Source organism: Hyalangium gracile, assembly GCF_020103725.1.
GTDB lineage: Bacteria > Myxococcota > Myxococcia > Myxococcales > Myxococcaceae > Hyalangium > Hyalangium gracile.
Map to the genome: position 1 here is coordinate 141,189 of NZ_JAHXBG010000006.1, position 17,808 is coordinate 158,996.

At 71.5% G+C, this 17,808-nt stretch carries 13 protein-coding genes; 9 read left to right on the forward strand and 4 right to left on the reverse strand.

Features of this window, described 5'->3' with window-relative positions; genetic code table 11:
• Genes KY572_RS13590 through KY572_RS13605 form a run of 4 tightly spaced genes read left to right on the forward strand, consistent with a single transcriptional unit; the run spans nucleotide 1 to nucleotide 2,825 of the window.
• Complete coding sequence (locus KY572_RS13590) at nucleotides 1-348, forward strand: lycopene cyclase domain-containing protein (protein WP_317987850.1); 348 nt, start codon at nucleotides 1-3, stop codon at nucleotides 346-348.
• Nucleotides 345-1,022 (forward strand): lysophospholipid acyltransferase family protein, encoded by a 678-nt coding sequence (locus tag KY572_RS13595; RefSeq protein WP_224243022.1) that lies wholly within the window; start codon nucleotides 345-347, stop codon nucleotides 1,020-1,022. The genes KY572_RS13590 and KY572_RS13595 overlap by 4 nt, the downstream gene beginning before the upstream one ends.
• Complete coding sequence (locus KY572_RS13600) at nucleotides 1,019-1,900, forward strand: MerR family transcriptional regulator (RefSeq protein WP_224243023.1); 882 nt, start codon at nucleotides 1,019-1,021, stop codon at nucleotides 1,898-1,900. Before KY572_RS13595 ends, KY572_RS13600 begins: the two co-directional genes overlap by 4 nt.
• Entirely contained in the window at nucleotides 1,893-2,825 is a 933-nt protein-coding gene (locus tag KY572_RS13605) for a MerR family transcriptional regulator (RefSeq protein WP_224243024.1), read from the forward strand. The genes KY572_RS13600 and KY572_RS13605 overlap by 8 nt, the downstream gene beginning before the upstream one ends.
• Here the strand turns inward: KY572_RS13605 and KY572_RS13610 are convergent.
• Nucleotides 2,797-3,597: a tetratricopeptide repeat protein gene (locus KY572_RS13610; RefSeq protein ID WP_224243025.1), complete on the reverse strand. Its 801-nt coding sequence runs from the start codon at nucleotides 3,595-3,597 to the stop codon at nucleotides 2,797-2,799. The genes KY572_RS13605 and KY572_RS13610 overlap by 29 nt on opposite strands.
• Nucleotides 3,598-3,650: 53 nt before the next feature.
• Here KY572_RS13610 and KY572_RS13615 point away from each other — a divergent pair, with 53 nt between their 5' ends.
• The 3 genes from KY572_RS13615 to KY572_RS13625 all read left to right on the forward strand — a co-directional run bounded on the left by KY572_RS13615 (nucleotide 3,651) and on the right by KY572_RS13625 (nucleotide 6,506).
• Nucleotides 3,651-4,358, forward strand: coding sequence for a 2OG-Fe(II) oxygenase (locus tag KY572_RS13615; protein ID WP_224243026.1), 708 nt, complete (start codon nucleotides 3,651-3,653; stop codon nucleotides 4,356-4,358).
• A 130-nt stretch (nucleotides 4,359-4,488) separates the two neighbouring features.
• Nucleotides 4,489-5,742 (forward strand): two-component system sensor histidine kinase NtrB, encoded by a 1,254-nt coding sequence (locus KY572_RS13620; protein ID WP_224243027.1) that lies wholly within the window; start codon nucleotides 4,489-4,491, stop codon nucleotides 5,740-5,742.
• A gap of 20 nt (nucleotides 5,743-5,762) precedes the next feature.
• Complete coding sequence (locus KY572_RS13625; RefSeq protein ID WP_224243028.1) at nucleotides 5,763-6,506, forward strand: YqjF family protein; 744 nt, start codon at nucleotides 5,763-5,765, stop codon at nucleotides 6,504-6,506.
• A 6-nt stretch (nucleotides 6,507-6,512) separates the two neighbouring features.
• Here KY572_RS13625 and KY572_RS13630 read toward each other — a convergent pair whose 3' ends face one another.
• Nucleotides 6,513-7,508: a hypothetical protein gene (locus tag KY572_RS13630; RefSeq protein WP_224243029.1), complete on the reverse strand. Its 996-nt coding sequence runs from the start codon at nucleotides 7,506-7,508 to the stop codon at nucleotides 6,513-6,515.
• A gap of 237 nt (nucleotides 7,509-7,745) precedes the next feature.
• Nucleotides 7,746-9,152, reverse strand: a complete 1,407-nt coding sequence (locus KY572_RS13635; RefSeq protein WP_224243030.1) for a serine/threonine-protein kinase — start codon at nucleotides 9,150-9,152, stop codon at nucleotides 7,746-7,748.
• A gap of 224 nt (nucleotides 9,153-9,376) precedes the next feature.
• Here KY572_RS13635 and KY572_RS13640 point away from each other — a divergent pair, with 224 nt between their 5' ends.
• Both KY572_RS13640 and KY572_RS13645 read left to right on the forward strand, forming a co-directional pair.
• A complete protein-coding gene (locus KY572_RS13640) occupies nucleotides 9,377-11,653 on the forward strand; it encodes a PAS domain S-box protein (protein ID WP_224243031.1) in 2,277 nt (758 codons plus the stop codon).
• Nucleotides 11,650-13,443: an OPT/YSL family transporter gene (locus KY572_RS13645; RefSeq protein WP_224243032.1), complete on the forward strand. Its 1,794-nt coding sequence runs from the start codon at nucleotides 11,650-11,652 to the stop codon at nucleotides 13,441-13,443. Before KY572_RS13640 ends, KY572_RS13645 begins: the two co-directional genes overlap by 4 nt.
• A 42-nt stretch (nucleotides 13,444-13,485) precedes the next feature.
• Here the strand turns inward: KY572_RS13645 and KY572_RS13650 are convergent, their stop codons facing one another.
• A complete protein-coding gene (locus tag KY572_RS13650) occupies nucleotides 13,486-17,502 on the reverse strand; it encodes a serine/threonine-protein kinase (protein ID WP_224243033.1) in 4,017 nt (1,338 codons plus the stop codon).
• Between the last annotated feature and the right edge of the window lie 306 nt (nucleotides 17,503-17,808).

Consider the following 17,808-nt stretch of genomic DNA (forward strand, 5'->3'; position numbering starts at 1 on the left):
CTGATGGAGTCTCGCTGGGCCTACCTCATCCACCTGATGGCGTGGGCGCTGCCGCTCATCCTCCTGCAGCTCGTCGTGCTGGCGCGGCACTACAAGGAGCGCACGGGCGCGGTGCTGCGCGCGGTGCTCCCGCCGGCCCTCCTCGTCGGCTGCTACCTGGCGGCGGCGGACCACCTGGCCATCTCCGCGGGCATCTGGAATTTTGGAGAGGGCAAGCACCTGGGGGTGTATGTCGGCGTGGTGCCATTGGAGGAGGTGCTGTTCTTCGTGATGACGAGCCTGCTCGTGTCGCTCGGGCTGGCGCTGTTCACCGCGGCGTTGGGCCCGAAGGAGGTCCGGGCGCCGTGATTCGCGCGGCCAAAGGAGGAGCCCTCGGGTGGCTCCTGGATCGGTACGTGGACCGGAAGTTCCGGTCCGCCTTCCGAGGCCTGTGGGTGCGCGGCGCGCTGCCCTCGGGCGAGGAGGCCCGGCTCGTCTACGTGAACCACTCCAACTGGTGGGATGGCTTCATCCTGCACCAGCTGGGGCAGGCGGCGGGCTGGGACGCCTACTGCCTGATGGAGGAGAAGAACCTGCGGCGCTATCGCTTCCTGTCCCGCATCGGCGCCTTCAGCATCCGGCCGGGAGACGCTGCCTCCTCGCTGGAGTCGCTGCGCTACGCGCGGGAGCTGCTGCGGCGGCCTCGGGCGGCGGTGTGCCTCTTCCCGGAGGGAGAGCTGCGGCCCTTCGGGGCGTTCCCGCTGCGGCTCCAGCGGGGCGTGGAGCTGCTGGCGCGAGCCGGCAGGAAGCAGTGCGTGCCGGTGGCGCTGCGCTACGCCTTCCTCGAGCACGAGCGTCCGGACGTGCTGGTGGAGGTGGGCACGCCGCACCCGCCCGGCCCGCTGGAGGTGTTCCAGGAGAACCTGGACGCGGCGGCGCGGCGGGTGGCGGCGGCCACGAGCCTGGAGGGCTTCCGCGGCCTGGTGCGCGGGGGCAGCGGCGTGGCGGAGCGCTGGGACGCGGTGAGGGGGCTGCGGGTATGACGCTGCGCATCCGCACCATCGCCCGGCTGACGGGCATCCGCGAGGCCACGCTGCGCGCCTGGGAGCGCCGCTACGGCTTCCCGCGGCCCAACCGCAGCGAGCACAACAACTACCGCTCCTACTCGCGCGAGGAGGTGGAGAACATCCGCCGGGTGGCCAAGCTCATCTCGGAAGGCCTGTCGGTGAGCGAGGCCATCGCCCAGGTGAAGGCCACCCCGCTGCAGGCGCTGCCCCGGGACGAGCGCTTCGCCGAGCGCTTCTGGTCCGCCGTCATGGTGCTGGACGCGGACGCCGCGCGGCGCGTGCTGGACGAGGCGCAGGCCTCCATGGAGGTGGAGGTGTACTGCAACGGCCTGCTGCTGCCGCTGCTCCGGGAGATGGGGATGCGGCTGGACATCGCCCGCGAGCACCTGGCCTCGGCGCTCATCCGCCAGCGGCTGCGCACGCTGCTGGACGCCGACGAGCCCCAGGGCCAGGGGCCCCGGGTGGTGCTCGCCTGCCCGGCCCGGGATCATCACGAGGGCGGCCTGCTGGCGCTGGGCGTGCACCTCAAGCGCCGCGGCTGGCGCGTGACGATGCTGGGTGCGGATACACCCGCCGAGGCGCTTCACAGCGCGTGTACCCAGCTTGCACCGGAGTTGGTGGCCCTCTCCTTCGTGCGCAGCCGGGAGCCGGAGGAGATGACGGCCCTGCTGACGGAGATCATGCGCGCCTGCGGCTCCGTCCAGGTGGTGGTGGGAGGCGTGGGAGCGCGCGAGCATCTGAAGGCCATCTTTTCACTGGGGGCGCAGTATGCTGAGTCCGCCGATGAGCTCATTGCCTTGTGGCAGCTGGCTCGTGGGACCCTGAACCGGACTCGAGCCCCCGTGAATGGCTGAGCGCACCTACCGCATCCACATCGCCGCGGAGCTGTCGGGGGTCCGCGTGGAGCTCATCCGCGCGTGGGAGCGGCGCTACGGGGTGCTCACGCCCCAGCGCACGCCCTCGGGCTACCGCGTGTACACGGACAGGGACGTGGCGCTGCTCAAGCGGCTCAAGCAGCTCACCGAGGAAGGCGTCTCCATCAGCGACGCGGTGAAGCTGCTGCCCCAGCTCCAGCGGGAGCTGTCCGGGGCGAGCGAGCCGCAGCCCAGCGAGGTGAGCGCCTCGAGCCTGGCCGCCTGGCGGGCCGCGGTGCTCGCCGCGGCCGAGAGCCATGATCAGGCGCACGTGTCGGCCGTGCTGGACGAGGTGCTGGTGGCGCTGCCCGCCATCAAGGCCTTCGACGAGGTGCTGGCGCCGCTTCAGCGCGAGGTGGGCGACCACTGGCACGAGGGCCGGCTGACGGTGGTGCAGGAGCACCTGGTGTCCCAGGTGGTGCGGGCTCGGATGGTGAGCCTGCTGCAGGTCGGGCCGGAGCGCGAGAGCGGCCAGCACGCGGTGCTGGCGTGCTTCCCGGAGGAGGAGCACGAGATCGGCCTGATGGGAGCGGCGCTGCGGCTCAGGCGCGCGGGCTTCCGGGTGACGCTGCTGGGGCAGCGGGTGCCCGCGGCGGAGCTCGGCCGGCTGGTGGCCCAGCTGCGGCCCACCCTGGTGGGCCTGTCGGCGGTGGTGGATCCGGGCGCGGCCGGGTTCGCGGCGACCGTGGCCGCGGTGCTCCAGGCCCTGCCTCGAGACATCCCCGTCTGGGTGGGCGGCGCGGCGGCGCTGGCGCATCGCGAGGCGTGCGAGCAGCTGGGCGCCCGCGTCTTCACCTCTCAGGAGGACTGGCGGGCGTTCACGGCCGGGCCCGCCGTCACGGAGGAGGAGCCTCCGGAGCCATGAGCATCTCCCGGGCCTCGGCGACGATCCTCGGGGGCATGTTGGGATCGTCGATGAGCGCCTGGAGCTGCTTGCGGGCCGCCTCGGGCTCCCGGCGCCGCTTCAGCAGCGACGCCCGGCGCAGGAGCAGCTGGCCTCGCGTGTCGATGTCGGGCTCGAGCGAGAGCGCCTTGGCCACCAGCCGCTCCCCCTCGTCGAGCTTCTCCGCAGACAGGGCGAGCGCCTCCCAGGCCGGCACGAACTCCGGTGCCTTCCTCGTCAGCGCCTCCAGCCGCCGGTGGGCCTCCTCCGGGTCCTTCAGCTGCTCCACCTCGAGGAACTCCCGCAGCGTCCCTGGCGGCACGCGGCCAGCCTTCTCCCTCCTCAGGCTGTCGAGGATGCGCTTGCTGTCCGAGAGGCCGTGCGGCACCACCGTGTCCAGCTGCTCGTACACCTCGAGCGCCCGGGCGTCGTCCTCGAGATGGAGGTAGGTGAGGCCGATGTCATAGAGGGGGATGGGCCAGCTGGGGGCCGCCTCCCGCGCCTGCTGGAAGGACTTCAGCGCCTCGGCGAACTGGCCCGCCTCCCCCTGCTTGCGGCCCTGGGCGTGCAGCCGCATCGCCTGCTCGGGGATGGCGGGCGGCTGGGGGGTTGTCTCGGGCAGCACCGGGAGGGGCGGGGGCTGGGCCTGGGCCGTGCTCGCGTCGGGGGCCGTGGAGGGCTGAGCGGGCTTCTCCTGGCAGGAGCAGCCTTCGATGCAGGCCAGGACGAGCGGGAGGAGGAGGATGCGACGCATCGGGGAGCCACTATAATCGAGCCCTGGCTCCACCACCCCTGTCCCCTTCTCCCATGACCGACTTCATCGAGGTCCACGACGGTGCTCTCGAGCCGAGGCTCTGCCAGGACCTCATCCAGCGCTTCAACAAGAGCCCTCACGTGCAGCGAGGCCGCACCGGCCACGGCGTGGATGTCGAGAAGAAGGACAGCTACGACTTGTCCATCAACCACGCCCCGGACTGGGGAGACATGCTCAAGGTCCTGCAGGATCGCGCCTTCCCGCACCTGCGTGGCTACCTGCGCAAGTACCTCTACACGCTCATCGGCGCCCTCTCTCCGGCCCTCAAGGATCCGAAGACGGGCAAGCTGGTGACGCTCACCGAGCAGAACTTCGCCGAGCTGGGCGATCCGCTCCTGGACACGCTCATCGGCGGCTTCTACCGCTACGGCACCCTCAATGTTCAGAAGTACCTGAAGGGCTCGGGGGGCTATCCGCACTGGCACTCGGAGATCTACCCGAAGGACGCCAACTGCGAGCAGCTGCACCGGGTGCTGGCGTTCCAGTTCTACCTGAACGACGTGGCCGAGGGCGGCGAGACGGAGTTCTACTACCAGCAGCGCAAGGTGGAGTCGAAGCAGGGCCGCATGCTCATCTTCCCGGCCGGCTTCACCCACACCCACCGCGGCAACCAGCCGCGCTCGGGGGACAAGTACATCGTCACCTCCTGGGTCCTCTTCCACCGCGCCGAGGTCATCTACCGCAACACCCCGCCCGGGTAGCGGACGCCCGGGGTCGGGGCCGCGGATCCGCCCTCGGGGATAGGGGGCTGATCAGACCGCGTCGCATGGAAATGTGAATTCGCGGTGGAAAATGTATTAGATCCAGGATCATGGGAAGAGGAGGGGCAGAGTGAGCGTGCTGAGCACCCCCATGGTGGTGCTGTTGCTGGTGCTCGCCGCGGGGATGGGGCTGCTCCTCTACTTCCTGTTCCGGCGGCGCATCCAGCGGCTGGAGGTGGATGCCCAGGGCATGGCCGAGCAGGTCGACCGCAGCCAGAAGCAGCTGCGTGAGAACGAGGAGCGCTTCCAGACGCTGGTGGATCGCTCGCCGGACGCGCTCTTCATCCACCGGGAAGGGCACATCGTGTTCCACAACCCGGCGGCCGCCTCGCTGCTGGGGTACGAGCGCGCGGACGAGCTTCGGGGCCGCAAGCTGGTGGAGTTCATCCAGCCCACCGAGGAGGACGTGCTCACCCATCCCGGGGACGAGCAGGGCGTCCAGGAGGTCCACTGGACCCACCGCGAGGGGCGGGTGGTGCTGAGCGAGGTGGTGACCTTCACGCTGGTGTTCGAGGGCCAGCCCGCGCGGGTGTCCATCGTGCGCGACATCACCGAGCGCAAGCACCTGCGGGAGAAGCTGCAGACGGCGGACCGCATGGCGGCCATCGGCTCGCTGGCGGCGGGCGTGGCGCACGAGATCAACAACCCGCTGTCCTTCATGCTGAGCAACGTGCGCTTCGTGCGAGACGAGGTGCAGGCGCTGGTGGACGAGGCGGACGACCGGACGCGCGAGCGGCTCAAGGAGATTCAAGAGGCGTTGGAGGAGACGGCGACGGGAGGCGACCGCGTCAGCGAGATCGTCCGGGACCTGAGGACGTTCGCCCGGGGCGATGACGGCAAGCGCGGGCCGGTGAACGTGCACTCGGTGCTGGACCTGTGCGGCAACATCGCCCGGAGCCAGCTGCGCCACCGCGCGCAGCTGGTGAAGAGCTACGGCGAGGTGCCCTCCATCATGGCCAGCGAGTCCCGGCTGGGGCAGCTGTTCCTGAACCTCATCATCAACGCGGCGCAGGCCATCCCCGAGGGGGCGGACGCGAAGATGCACGAGGTGCGCCTCACCACGTGGAAGCAGGGCGAGGACCAGGTGGTGGTGGAGGTGAAGGACACGGGCGTGGGCATTCCTCCGGAGAACCTGCACCGGCTGTTCGATCCGTTCTTCACCACGAAGCCGGCGGGGGTGGGCACGGGGCTGGGGCTGTCCATCTGCCGAGGCATCGTGGTGGGCCTGGGTGGCCGCATCACCGTGGAGAGCGAGCCGGGGCGAGGCACCTCCTTCCGGGTGTTCCTGCCCGTGGGTGACACCTCGGCGTCCTCCAGCGGCTAGCGGCGGGGCCCGGAGCGCTCATGGCGGACAGGGACACGATCGATCGCATCACACCGACGCTTCGCCCGGAGGGGCGCCCGGTGATGTATCAGCGCTGGCGCACGCTGCTCTTCCTCCACTGGGAGGTGCCGGCGAAGGTGCTCGCGCCGCTGCTGCCGCCGGGGCTGACGCTGGACACCCACGAGGGCAGGGCGCTCGTGGGGCTGGTGCCCTTCACCATGCGCGGGGTTCGGCCCGCGGGGCTGCCGGCGTTCTCTCCGCTGTCGGACTTCCACGAGACGAACGTGCGCACCTACGTGCACCGGGAGGGGAAGGATCCGGGGGTGTGGTTCTTCAGCCTGGATGCGGCCAACCGCATCGCCGTGAGGCTGGCGCGGGCCTGGTTCAAGCTGCCCTACCACTTCGCGCGCATGGAGCTGAGGCACGAGGGCCCGTGGATCTCCTATCGCTCGGAGCGGCTGTGGCCCGCTCCAGTGCCGGCCCGGTGCGCCGTGCGGTGCTCGCCGAAGGGGGAGGCCGCGGCCTCGGTGCCGGGCACGCTGCAGCACTTCCTGGTGGAGCGCTACTTCCTCTACACGGTGCACGGCGGCGGGCTGTGGCGCGGGCAGGTGCACCACCCGCCCTATCAGGTCCGCGGCGCCGAGGTGGAGGGGCTGGACGAGTCGCTGCTCGCGGCGGCGGGGCTCACCCGCCCCGAGACTCCGCCGCTGGTGCACTTCTCGGAAGGCGTGGACGTGGACGTGTTCCGCCTCACGCGCGTCTGAGCCGGCTCAGGGGCACTGGCCGCAGTCGGCCTGGCAGCTGTTGTACGTGGCGTCCAGGCCGCAGCTCTCGGTGAACTGGCACACCCCGTCACCGCACGAGTAGATGTCCTTGGGGAGCATGCGCGTGGTGATGGGCAGGTACGACACGCCGTTGTACGTGCACTGCGTGTAGAACGTCCCCGTCGCGTCCAGCGTGCAGTAGTCCCGGCACGTGCCCACGTGGATGATGGGGGCGCAGTCGGTGCTCTGCTCCAGCGCCGACAGGCCGCACGCCCGCGGGCTGCTCTCCCAGGAGCGCAGGTAGTTGCGGTCGTTGGCCGCGAAGATGCCCTCGTCCGCGAAGGTGTTGCCGAAGAAGCACGCCTCCGTCTCCGAGTACGTCGCCAGCTCCGTGGCGGTGTACGGGATGGTGGAGCCCATCGCCGTCTTCCCCAGCACGGACAGCGAGATGTGCATGCCGAACTTGTTCGCGTGGGCCGCCAGGCACGCGGTGACCAGCTGCTGCTCGGCCACGGTGGCCGGGTTGCCCGTGGTCCAGCGCGGCGCCAGCCCGAACTGTCCCCGCCACAGATAGGTGCGGCCCGTCACCGGGCTGGTGTAGCCGCGGCTCTGCCCCGAGGGCAACGCGCACTGCACCACGTACTTCATCACGTTGGACCGCAGGGTCGGATCCTCCTCGAACCAGTCCTGGAAGATCAGCGTCTGCAGGCCATTGACAGACAGGCCATTGACAGACAGGCCATTGACAGACAGGCCATTGACGGACAGGCCATTGACGGACAGGCCGTTGACGGACAGCCCGTCCAGCGACACGCCGCTGTCCGTGTCCTGCGCGGCCTCCTGCATGGCCAGCGCCTCGCCCGCGCTGCTCGGCTCCGCCTCGGTGCCACACCCCAGCGCGCCGCAGAGCCACATCACCAGCACGACGAACCGCGCCACTCGATAAATGCCGTGCTGCTGGATTCCGTAGGCAAAGGAGTCGGTGGAGGAAATCGTCTTCATGGTGCAACCCCCCGTGAGAGGCGGCCGTGGTCACGGTCGCGGTGGAAGCCGGCGTTACAGTGAATCCGAACAATGCTGCTAATAAATACTTTTACCGATGTTCGAGAATGCGCGCCAGTCCAATCGCTCTCAAAAATACCGTTCACACTTCAGCGAGGGGCGGTGCATTTGTGTATGAATGATTCAGCGCACCCCTCGCGCTGCGCGAGAGGGCGACACATGAGATGTATCGATGTCTCAGGTTGATACAGTCAGGCCCAGCAGCTGTCCCGCGCTGGGCGTCAGGTGGAGCCCATTCGGCACGCGGAGCACCCAACTGGCCAGTTCCGTGACAGGGCCCCCCAGCACCTCGAGGGAGGCGTCCTCGCCGCGAACCTCCACGGGCCCCACGTGGACACAGAGGTGGACGTGCGCGTCCACCACGGCGGCCAGGGACTCGGTGTCGCGGCGCAAGTCGCGCAGCGCCTCGAGCAGCCGCCGGGCCTCGTCGGGAGGCAGCGGCTCGGTGCTCTCCAGCAGCCGGACGCCCAGCAGCGCGGTGCCCGTCTGCAGCGCCAGCACGAAGCCCGTGGCGCTCAGCTGCTGCTCGAGGCAGTCGAGCACCTCGGCCAGCGCGGAGTGCACCACCTCCTCGTCATGCTCCGCGTCGGCCAGGTCCACCTCGGCGTGCACCGCGAGCGCCTGGCGGGTGGTGCCCCCGGCCGTCGGCGTGCCAGGGCCCGCCACCGCCTCCCTGAGCGCGGTGAGGAAGGCCTCGGTGCTCGGGTAGCGCCGCTCGGCCTCCTTCTCCAGGCAGCGCAGCACCACCGCGTCCACCGCGGGGGACACCGGCGCGGAGGCGCTCGCGCGCGGGGGCGGGGCCTCCAGGTGCAGCCGCTCCATCTCCAGCCGATCCTTGGAGTGGAAGGGGTAGTGCCCGGTGACGAGCTGGAACAGGAGCACGCCCAGCGCGTACACGTCCGTGGCCGGAGAGATGACGCCGTCGCGCAGCTGCTCGGGGGCCATGGCGAAGGCGGTGCCCAGCCGCTGCCCGGCCAGCGTCAGCCCGGCCTGGCCCGCCTGCGGCTCGATGACCTTGGCGATGCCGAAGTCCAGCAGCTTCACGCGCGGCTGCTCCCCGTCCTCCACCACCATCACGTTGCTGGCCTTCAAGTCCCGGTGGACGATGCCGGCGCGGTGGGCCGCCTCCAGCGCGCCGCACACGGGCTCCAGGTAGGCGAGCGCTCGCTCGGCCGACATCCGCCCGCGCTCGTGGACGAGCTGGCTGAGGGTGCGGCCCTCCAGCAGCTCCATGACGAAGTACGGGCTGCCATCCGGCATCATCCCGAAGTCATAGACGTCCACCACGTGGGGGTGGCGGATCTGGTTGACGATGCGCGCCTCGCGCACGAAGCGCTGGAGCATCTCCCCCTGGTCCGCCAGGTGCGAGTGCAGCACCTTCACCGCCGCGCGCCGCCCGAGGATGCGGTGCTCGCCCTCGTACACGCTGCCGTGGCCGCCCGAGGCGATGAGCCGCTTGAGCAGGTACTCTCCGGCGAGCGCGTACTGGGGGACGTCGCCGACTTTGGGGGGGCCTGGCTCGGTATTCCAGGGAACCTGGGGTTTTGCCCCCTGGATGCGGTAGGTGTCGTCTGAGTCCCCCATACCCACACGCTAACTACCTGCTCCGTCACACGCGAGAAATTGTCCCAGACTGGAAACGCACCCTCGGTGCGAGTGAGTGTCGTGGATCGAGCAGCGCTCCGCCTGGCTGGCGCGGGGCGTGTCTGTTGGTGGATTCTCGCTGGTGCAACAGACGCGGTAGGTTGGACGAGGGGCCGGCAAGGCTGGTGGGATTTCCCCGGGAGAGCCGGGGGGGACAGATGCCCATGACGACTCTGGATGATGTGACAACGTGTGCGGGGATGCCGCTGGCGCCACCGTCGGCCACGGCGGGGGCCTGCCTGATCCTGATCAGCACGGCGATGCCGGCCGCCATCGGCAAGGCGTACCCGCTGGCGCCGGGCGAGCACGTGCTCGGGCGCGGCTCGGACGCGGACATCCGCATCGACGACCACGGGGTGTCGCGACGGCATGCCCGCATCGTCCGCACGCCGGAGGGCTCCTGCCATGTGACGGACCTGGGCTCGACCAACGGCACCTACCTCAACGGGGTGTCCGTCACCTCCACGGAGCTGAGGGAGGGGGACCGGCTGCAGATTGGCACCGGCACCGTCTTCCGCTTCTCGGCGCGCGAGCAGCTCGAGCCGCGCGAGGAGCAGCTGCGGCAGGCGCTCTCGGCGGCGCGGGTGGGCATCTGGGACTGGAACGCCTCCAGCGGCGTGGTGACGTGGTCCGAGCACGTGGACCGGCTGCTGGGGCTGCCGGTGGGCAAGCTCTCGGGTCGCGCCATGGACCTGAAGGAAGTGGTGCACCCGGCGGACCTGTCGCGCGTGCGCGAGGCGCTGGCGACCGCGCTGGAGAAGCGCACCCAGGTGGAGCTGGAGTACCGCATCGAGCCGGCGGGCAGCGGGTACCGGTGGCTGTCGTGCAAGGGCGACGTGCTCAGCGACATGGAGGGGGCGCCCGCGCGCATCACCGGCACGGTGATGGACATCACCGCGCGCAAGCAGGCCGAGCAGGAGCTGCGCCGCCAGGCCCTGCTCTTCGAGAGCTTCTATGACGCGGTGCTCATCACGGACCTGTCCGGGCGCATCGTGGACCTGAACCCGAGCGCGGAGCGGATGTTCGGCCGCACCAAGTCGGAGGCGCTGGGGCACACGCTCTTCTCGGTGCTCAACCCGGGGCTGACGGACATCCTCACCGCGAACATCCTCACCGCGCTGGATCAGGCCGGCCGGTGGACGGGCGAGGTGAAGTTCGAGCGGCGGGACGGGACGGTGTGCGCCTGCGAGTCGGTGGCGGTGCCGCTGAGGGACTCGGAGGGGCGCACCATCGCGTGCATCATGGTGCACCGCGACATCACCGAGCGGAAGAACCTGCAGGCGCGGCTGGTGATGGCGGATCGGCTGGCGTCGGTGGGCACGTTGGGCGCGGGGGTGGCCCATGAGATCAACAACCCGCTGGCCTACATGCTCGTCAACCTTCACCTCATCCGGGTGGGGCTGGAGCGGCTGGAGGCCGTCACGCCGCAGGGGACCATCGAGCCGCTGCAGCAGCTCGTCCAGGAGACGACGGAGGGGGCCGAGCGCATCGCCGGCATCGTGCAGGACCTGAAGACGTTCGCGCGGGGCGAGCAGGATGCGCGCATGGGCCCGGTGGACGTGCGCCGGGCGGTGGAGCTGGCGTGCAAGATGGCGGACAACATGCTGCGCCACCGCGCGCGGCTGGTGCTGGAGTTCGACCACGTGCCGCTGGTGGAGGCCAACGAGTCGCGGCTGTGCCAGGTGTTCCTCAACCTGCTGCTCAACGCGTCGCAGGCCATCCCCGAGGGCGAGCCGGCGGAGCGGCATGAGATTGCCGTGCGGCTGCGCGCGCCGGAGAGGGGCCGGGTGGTGGTGGAGGTGCGCGACACGGGCGTGGGGATGACGGCGGAGGTGCTGTCGCGGGTGTTCGATCCGTTCTTCACCACCAAGCCGATTGGCGAGGGCACGGGGCTGGGGCTGTCCATCTGCCACGGCATCATCGAGTCGATGAAGGGCACCATCTCCGCGGAGAGCGAGCCGGGCAGGGGGAGCACCTTCCGCGTCACGCTGCGGGCGATGCCGCAGGAGTCGGAGACGCCCACGCGCCCGAGCTTCCGGCTGCCCGAGCTGGGCCTGAGCTCTCCGCGCGCGCGCATCCTGGTGGTGGATGACGAGCCGAACGTGACGCTGTCGCTGCAGCGGGCGCTGGGGGCCGAGCACGAGGTGGCCACGGCCAACACGGCGCGCGAGGCGCTGACGCTGCTGGCGCAGGACAGGGGCTACGACGTCATCCTGTGCGACGTGATGATGCCGGGGATGACGGGGATGGACCTGTATGGGGAGCTGGAGCGGGTGTCTCCGGAGGTGGCCGGGCGTGTCGTCTTCATGACGGGCGGGGCCTTCACGCCGCGGGCGGTGACTTTCCTTCAGGGGGTGCCGAACCCGAAGATCGGCAAGCCCTTGAACCTGGAGGAGTTGAGGATGCTGGTGACGCGGCGTGCCGTGGAGGCGCAGAGATGAAGGTGCCGTCAGGGCCACTGGAGTCCTCGGCCCTCGAGGTTCCCGCCGCCAACCCGGCGGTGTTCGTGCCAGGACCGGGAGTGATGACTTCGGGCGGCGAGTTCACGACGCGCGCGCTGGTGGGGGGCTGCATCATCGGCTCGGTGCTGGCGGTCTCCAACGTGTACATGGGGATGAAGACGGGCTGGTGGGAGAGCGGCTCCATCAGCGCGGCGGTGCTGGGCTTCAGCGGACTGTCGGCCCTGGGGCGGCGGTGGGGCAGGGCGCCCACCGCGCGCGAGAGCAACATGACGCAGACGGCGGCGAGCGCCGTGGGGGCCATGCCGGCCGCGGCGGGGCTGCTGGGCTCGCTGCCGGCGCTGGCGATGATGGGCATCTCCGTGCCCGCGTGGGGGGTGGTGGCCTGGGGCGCCGCGCTGGGCCTGCTGGGCGTGCTGGCGGCGTACCTGCTGCGCCGCAGACTGCTCATCGAGGAGGGGCTGCCATTCCCCACGGGGGTGGCCACCGCGGAGGTCATCACCGCGATGCACAAGGCGGAGCGGGTGGCGCAGCCGGGGCGCGCGCGGGTGCTGATGGGCTCGGGGCTGGCGTCCATGGCGCTGACGTGGCTGCGGGATGTGTCCGGGTGGGTGCCCGCGATGACGGCGATGCCGGGACGGCTGGCGGGGCTGCCGGCCTCCACCTTCACGTGGGGCTTTGGGTGGAACCCCATGCTGCTGGCCATCGGCATGATGGCGGGGCTGCCCATGGGGCTGAGCATGCTGCTGGGCGCGGTGCTGGCGTGGGGGGTGAGCGCGCCGGCGCTCGTGAGCGGGGGGGTGGTGGCGGCCAGTGGCGGTTACGAGAAGTTCGCGGAGTGGCTGACCTGGCCTGGCGTGGGGCTGATGGTGGGCGCGGCGGTGGTGTCGCTCGCGGCGCAGGCCCGCTCGCTGGTGGGGGCGGTGCGGGACTTGCGGTCCATGGGCACGGCGGGGAGTGGCACGGGCCGCTGGCCGCTGGTCGTGGGGCTGGTGGCGTCCGCCCTGGTGCTGGTGCTGGGGCAGGGCGTGTTCGAGCTGCCCATGTCGCACACGCTGGTGGTGCTGGCGCTCGTGCTGCCGCTGTGCGCGGTGTGCGCGCGCGGGGCCGGGCAGACGGACATCGCGCCGGTGGGGCAGATGGGGCAGGTGGCGCAGGTGGTCTCCGGGACGCTGTTTCCGGGGCCGGCGGGGCTCAACGTGGCGGGGGGCTCGGTGGTGGCGGGGGCGGTGGCGCAGACGGGCGTGAGCCTCTGGTCGCTCAAGGCGGGGCACCTGCTGGGGACGGCGCCTCAGCGGCAGCTGCTCGCGCAGCTGCTGGGCGTGCTCGTCGGGGCGGCGGTGGGAGTGCCCGCGTACCTGCTGCTGCTGAAGGCCTATGGAGTGGGTGGCGAGGTGCTGCCGGTGCCCTCGGCGCACCAGTTCCGGGCCCTGGCGGAGCTGTCGACCCAGGGGTTCTCCGGGCTGCCCGCGTATGCCTCCCAGGCCGCATGGGCCGGCTTCGCGGTGGGGGCCGGGCTGACGCTTGCGGCGCGTGGGCGGCTGGAGCGCTTCGTGCCCTCGACCGCGGCGATGGGCATTGGCTTCCTGGTGCCGGCCAACTACGCGGTGACGATCGCCACGGGCGCGCTGCTGGTGGCGGTCGGGCGTCGCCTGCGGCCGGAGGCGACGGCGCAGCACGCTCCAGCGCTGGGAGCGGGGGCCATCGCCGGGGAGTCCCTCATGGGGCTGGCGATCGCGGCGCTCTTCGCGTTCGGGATCTTCCAGCGGTAGGGGTGAGGGGGCCGCTGGGTTGGGAGTGGCTCCGTGCCCGTCTCAGCCCGCGCTCGCGAAGAGTGCTCGCTCCAGCGTCCGGCGCAGCCGCCCTTCCATGACGTTGGGAATCTTCACGGCCCGCTGCAGCGCGTCCTCGAGGATGTGGACCGCCTCCGCGCGGTCGCCTCGCCTCAGCGCCGCCAGCCCCATCATCTCCAGCACCTCCAGCGGCTCCTGCTCCACGGAGACTTCCGCGGACCGCTCCTGGAGCTTGCGCCAGGCCTCCGGGCTCGCGTCGCGTGTCGTCAGCTCCACCATCGCGAAGAGCACTTCCTCGGAGGGGCTCAGCCCCACCGCATGTCGCCGCTGGGCCAGCGCCTCTCGCACCTGCCCCAGCCGCTCTCGCGCTCGGGCGAACTGCCCCTCCCAGGCCAGCACCCGGGCATGCAGCAGCAGCGCCCACGGCCGCGCCGCCACCTCCAGGTGCTGACGCTCCAGCTCGATGGCTCGCGCGATGTGCGGCGCCGCCAGCGCAGGGTCTCCCGCCTGGTAGTAGAGCTCTCCCAGGTTGTGCTCGGCGAAGTACTCCCAGCCCACCACGCCCAGCTCGCGGCCCAGGTGCATGAAGCGCTCCTGGTCCTTGATGGCGCTCGTCAGATCCTTCCGCGCCACCCAGAGGTTGCGCCGGTTGTTGATGGCGCCTCCCAGGTGGAACTGATCGCCGCGCTTCGTGCAGGAGGCGATGACATCCTCCAGCACCGCCTCCGCCTCCGAGATGCGCCCCAGGTTGGGCAGGATGACGGCCAGCAGCAGCTGCGCCACCACCCGTGTCTCGTACCCCGCGTCCCCCAGCGTCAGCGCGCGATCCGCCGCCGCCTCCAGCGGAGGGCAGGCCTCCTCCCACCGACCCTGGCGGAACCAGCTGCGCCCCACCCCCAGCAGCAGCCGCGCCTGCACATAGGAGGAGGGCACCTTCACCGCCAGCGCCCGCGCCTCCTGTACGCACGCCTCCGAGCGGACGTAGTCGTTCACCCAGTCCAGCGCCATCGCCTCGTCCAGCAGCACCTCCACCTCGACGCGCGTGTCTCCCACCCGCCGTGCCAGCTCGCGCGCCCGCGTGAAGTCCGCCAGCGAGTCGTCATACCGGCCGATGCGGTAGCGCATCAGGCCTCGCCCCCGGAAGAGCGTCAGCCCGCGCAGCTCGTCGGTCGCATCCAGCAGCTCCAGCGCGCGCGTGTAGAGCGTCTCGGCGTCCAGGTATGCGTGGCGGCCCCGGGCCGACTCCGCCAGGTCCAGGTAGAGCGCGAGCGCCTCCTCCCGCATGCCGGCCGACGCGGCGTGGAAGGCCAGGCGCGGCAGCAGCTGTCGCTCGGTGGCGGCGCTGCGGCTCTCGTAGAAGCGGAAGGCGGCGCGGTGGATGCGGGCGCGCTCCGCCTCTGGCAGCGTGCGCGCCACGGCCTCGCGCACCAGCTCGTTGCGGAAGCTCAGCGCCTCGTGCCGGTGCTCCACCAGCAGCCCCATGTCCAGCAGCCGGCGCGTGGCGTGGTGTGGATCCAGCGGGAAGCCCGAGGCGCCACCCTCGCGGTCCAGCTCGCGCACCATGCCCTCGGCCGACGTCGCGGTGAAGTCCGAGCCCAGCAGCGCGCACAGGCGCGCGTGCGCCGCCAGCGCCGGAGGCAGCGCCCCCAGCTCCCGGTCCGCCAGCCACTCCACCAGCCGCAGCTCCGGCACCGTGTCCAGCTCGTCCGTGACGAGGAACCAGCTGCCGCCTTCGCCCCGCTGGCGCACCAGCCCCTGGCGCTTGAGCGCGCGCACCAGCTCCACCAGGAAGAGTGGCACGCGCCGGGCCCGCTCGACGATGCGCTCCACGGCCTGCGAGGGGACGTTCTCCACCGGCCGCAGCAGGATGCGGCACAGCGCCTGCGCGTCTCCCGCCGCCAGCGGCCCCAGGTTGAGCGTCGCGCGGTACGCCGCGCGCATGCCCCAGGAGGGCCGGCTCCGCTCGAACTCCGGACGCGCCAGCACGCAGACCCACAGCGGCACCTTGCCCTCGGCCAGACACGCGTACTCCAGCGCATCCAGCGCCGTCTCATCCGCGAAGTGCGCGTCATCCAGCAGCAGGCACAGCGGGCGCTCGCGCGCGATGGCCGCCAGCAGCTCTCCCGTGGCGCGCAGCGCCAGCGAGCGCAAGGCACCCGGCGCCGCGGCCCGGCTCTGCAGCTCCGGGGTGTCGAGCCCCGACCAGCCCAGCGTCGTCACCACGCCGGGCCACAGCTCCGTGGCCAGCTCCTCCCCCAGCCGCTCGAAGAAGGCCTTGCGGCCCTCCTCCGGGCTGCTCGCCTCTTCCCGCTCGAAGCCGTGGAGCGCCTGGCGCAGCAGCAGGCGCAGCGTGCTGGACGGGTCGCCCTGCACCGGCTCGCGCGCGCGCACCGAGTGGATCCGGGCCCGTGGCAGCCCCTCACGCAGCCTCCGCGCCAGCGCCGCGCCGAAGTGGCTCTTGCCGTGTCCCCGCTCTCCGAGCACGGCCGTCAGGGTGGGGGCTCGCTGCTCCACCGCGATCCGCGCGCTGTCCCACAGCCCCCGGAGCTCCTCGTCCCGGCCGATGAGCACGCTGCTGCCCAGCCGGAGCACGGTGAACTCCTTGCGCGGCACCACCTCGGGGGCGCTGGGACGCAGCAGCCCTCCTCGCTCGGGCATGGGGATGCAGCGCACGTCGGGCACCGCATCCGCCGCCGCGGGAGTGAGCAGCAGGGGGATGGTGTCCGTGGGGGCCGGGTAGCGCTCCTTGCGCGTGAAGATGCCGCCCAGGTAGCGCGGCGGAGCCCCCGGCCGCTGGTGGACGGTGACGGTGGCCACGTCCACCAGCGCGGTGGAGACCAGCCGCTGCTCCTCCAGCTCCTCGGCCGCGCGGATGGCGCGCTGCACCGGGTTCTCTCCGGCGTTGGGGTCGAACACACCCGCGAAGCGCGCGCCGTCGCGGTAGGCCACCTGCCCGCCGAGCCCCGTCAGCACCTTCTGGATGGCGAGCGGGTTGGCGCTGGAGGCAAACAGCAGCACCGCCACCGAGCGGCGCGTCTGCGGAGCGCGGGAGGGCTCCTCGGCGGAGGGGGCTCGCGCGGCGGGCGTGTTCGCGGGCTTTGCCTGGGCGAGCGCCTCTCGCAGCGCGCCGCGCACGGTGGCCACGCTGTCGAAGCGCCGGAAGCGCTCCTTGGCCAGGCACTGGAGCACCACCGCCTCCAGCGCCGCGGAGACTGGCGCCAGCTCCGAGGGAGGCGTCGGCCGCCGCGAGAGGTGGGCCTGGAGCACCTCGGTCCGCGCGCCGAAGAAGGGAGGCCTCCCGGTGAGCATCTCGTAGAGGAGCACTCCGAGCGCGTACACGTCCGTGCGCGCATCCAGCGTGGAGGAGCCCGCGCACTGCTCGGGAGCCATGTACTCGTCCGTCCCCGCGTAGCTGCTCCCCTCCTGCGCCGAGGGCTCCTCGGACACCTCCGGCACGATGAGCGAGCGCGACAGCCCGAAGTCGATCATCCGCACGCGCGAGGCCGCGTCATCGAGGAGGAGGTTCTCCGGCTTGAGATCGCAGTGGGCGAAGCCACGGCTGTGCAGCAGGTCGAGCGCCTCCGTGAGCGCGAGCGCGCGTGAGGAGAACTCCTCCAGCGGCATGGGCCCCGAGAGCGCGCCCAGGCGCGAGGCCAGCGTGGGCATCGGGATGAACTCCAGCACCAGGTAGCGGCCGCCGTCCTCCAGCGCCCCCTCCGCGTACAGCGTCGGCCCGGCCGGGGCTCCGACGGCCCGCAGCGCCTGGGCCTCGCGCTCGAGCTGGAGCCGGGAGAGGGCACTGCCCGCATGCGCCACCTTGATGGCCACCGGCACGGCGTCCACGAGCCGCTGCGCGGCCAGCACGGTGCCAAAGCCTCCCCGCGCGATGAGGCGCTCGACGCGATAGCCCGGGAGGGGGAGCTCCGGGACAGGGGGGATTTCAAGCGGAGCGGCGGAGCCTTCCGCCGGGGGAGTTCCCAGCGGACACGTGACGTGTGAGCCCTCCCAGCGCCGCCCGCATGTCAGACAGCGAGGCACGCCCTGGACTCTACGTGCCCGGTCCTGTGTCTTCCATGGTGGGGACCCAGTACGAGCCAGGGGTGAATCCGACCCGGGAGCCGCTCTCCGGACTTTCAAGGCTCACTGGGAGCGAAGCCACCCGCCACTCAGAGCCCGCCCGGGTCATCGCTGGAGGGCACGTCCACGTGGAAGCCGGGCGTCCGGGCTGACGGGCTTCAGGTCCACGCGAGCGACGGCGGCGCCCTGGGCCTCCGCTCGAATCTCCCGCTCCATGGGGTGTGTCACATGAGGGTTGCACGTGCTCTCTCTTCCCTGGGAGCCCCC

Bases quoted from the DNA above. Each gene is read 5' to 3' on its own strand.
- KY572_RS13605 (WP_224243024.1), top strand. From the start codon at position 1,893: ATGGCTGAGCGCACCTACCGCATCCACATCGCCGCGGAGCTGTCGGGG.
- KY572_RS13610 (WP_224243025.1), bottom strand. From the start codon at position 3,597: ATGCGTCGCATCCTCCTCCTCCCGCTCGTCCTGGCCTGCATCGAAGGC.
- KY572_RS13600 (WP_224243023.1), top strand. From the start codon at position 1,019: ATGACGCTGCGCATCCGCACCATCGCCCGGCTGACGGGCATCCGCGAG.
- KY572_RS13635 (WP_224243030.1), bottom strand. From the start codon at position 9,152: ATGGGGGACTCAGACGACACCTACCGCATCCAGGGGGCAAAACCCCAG.
- KY572_RS13645 (WP_224243032.1), top strand. From the start codon at position 11,650: ATGAAGGTGCCGTCAGGGCCACTGGAGTCCTCGGCCCTCGAGGTTCCC.
- KY572_RS13625 (WP_224243028.1), top strand. From the start codon at position 5,763: ATGGCGGACAGGGACACGATCGATCGCATCACACCGACGCTTCGCCCG.
- KY572_RS13615 (WP_224243026.1), top strand. From the start codon at position 3,651: ATGACCGACTTCATCGAGGTCCACGACGGTGCTCTCGAGCCGAGGCTC.
- KY572_RS13630 (WP_224243029.1), bottom strand. From the start codon at position 7,508: ATGAAGACGATTTCCTCCACCGACTCCTTTGCCTACGGAATCCAGCAG.
- KY572_RS13640 (WP_224243031.1), top strand. From the start codon at position 9,377: ATGACGACTCTGGATGATGTGACAACGTGTGCGGGGATGCCGCTGGCG.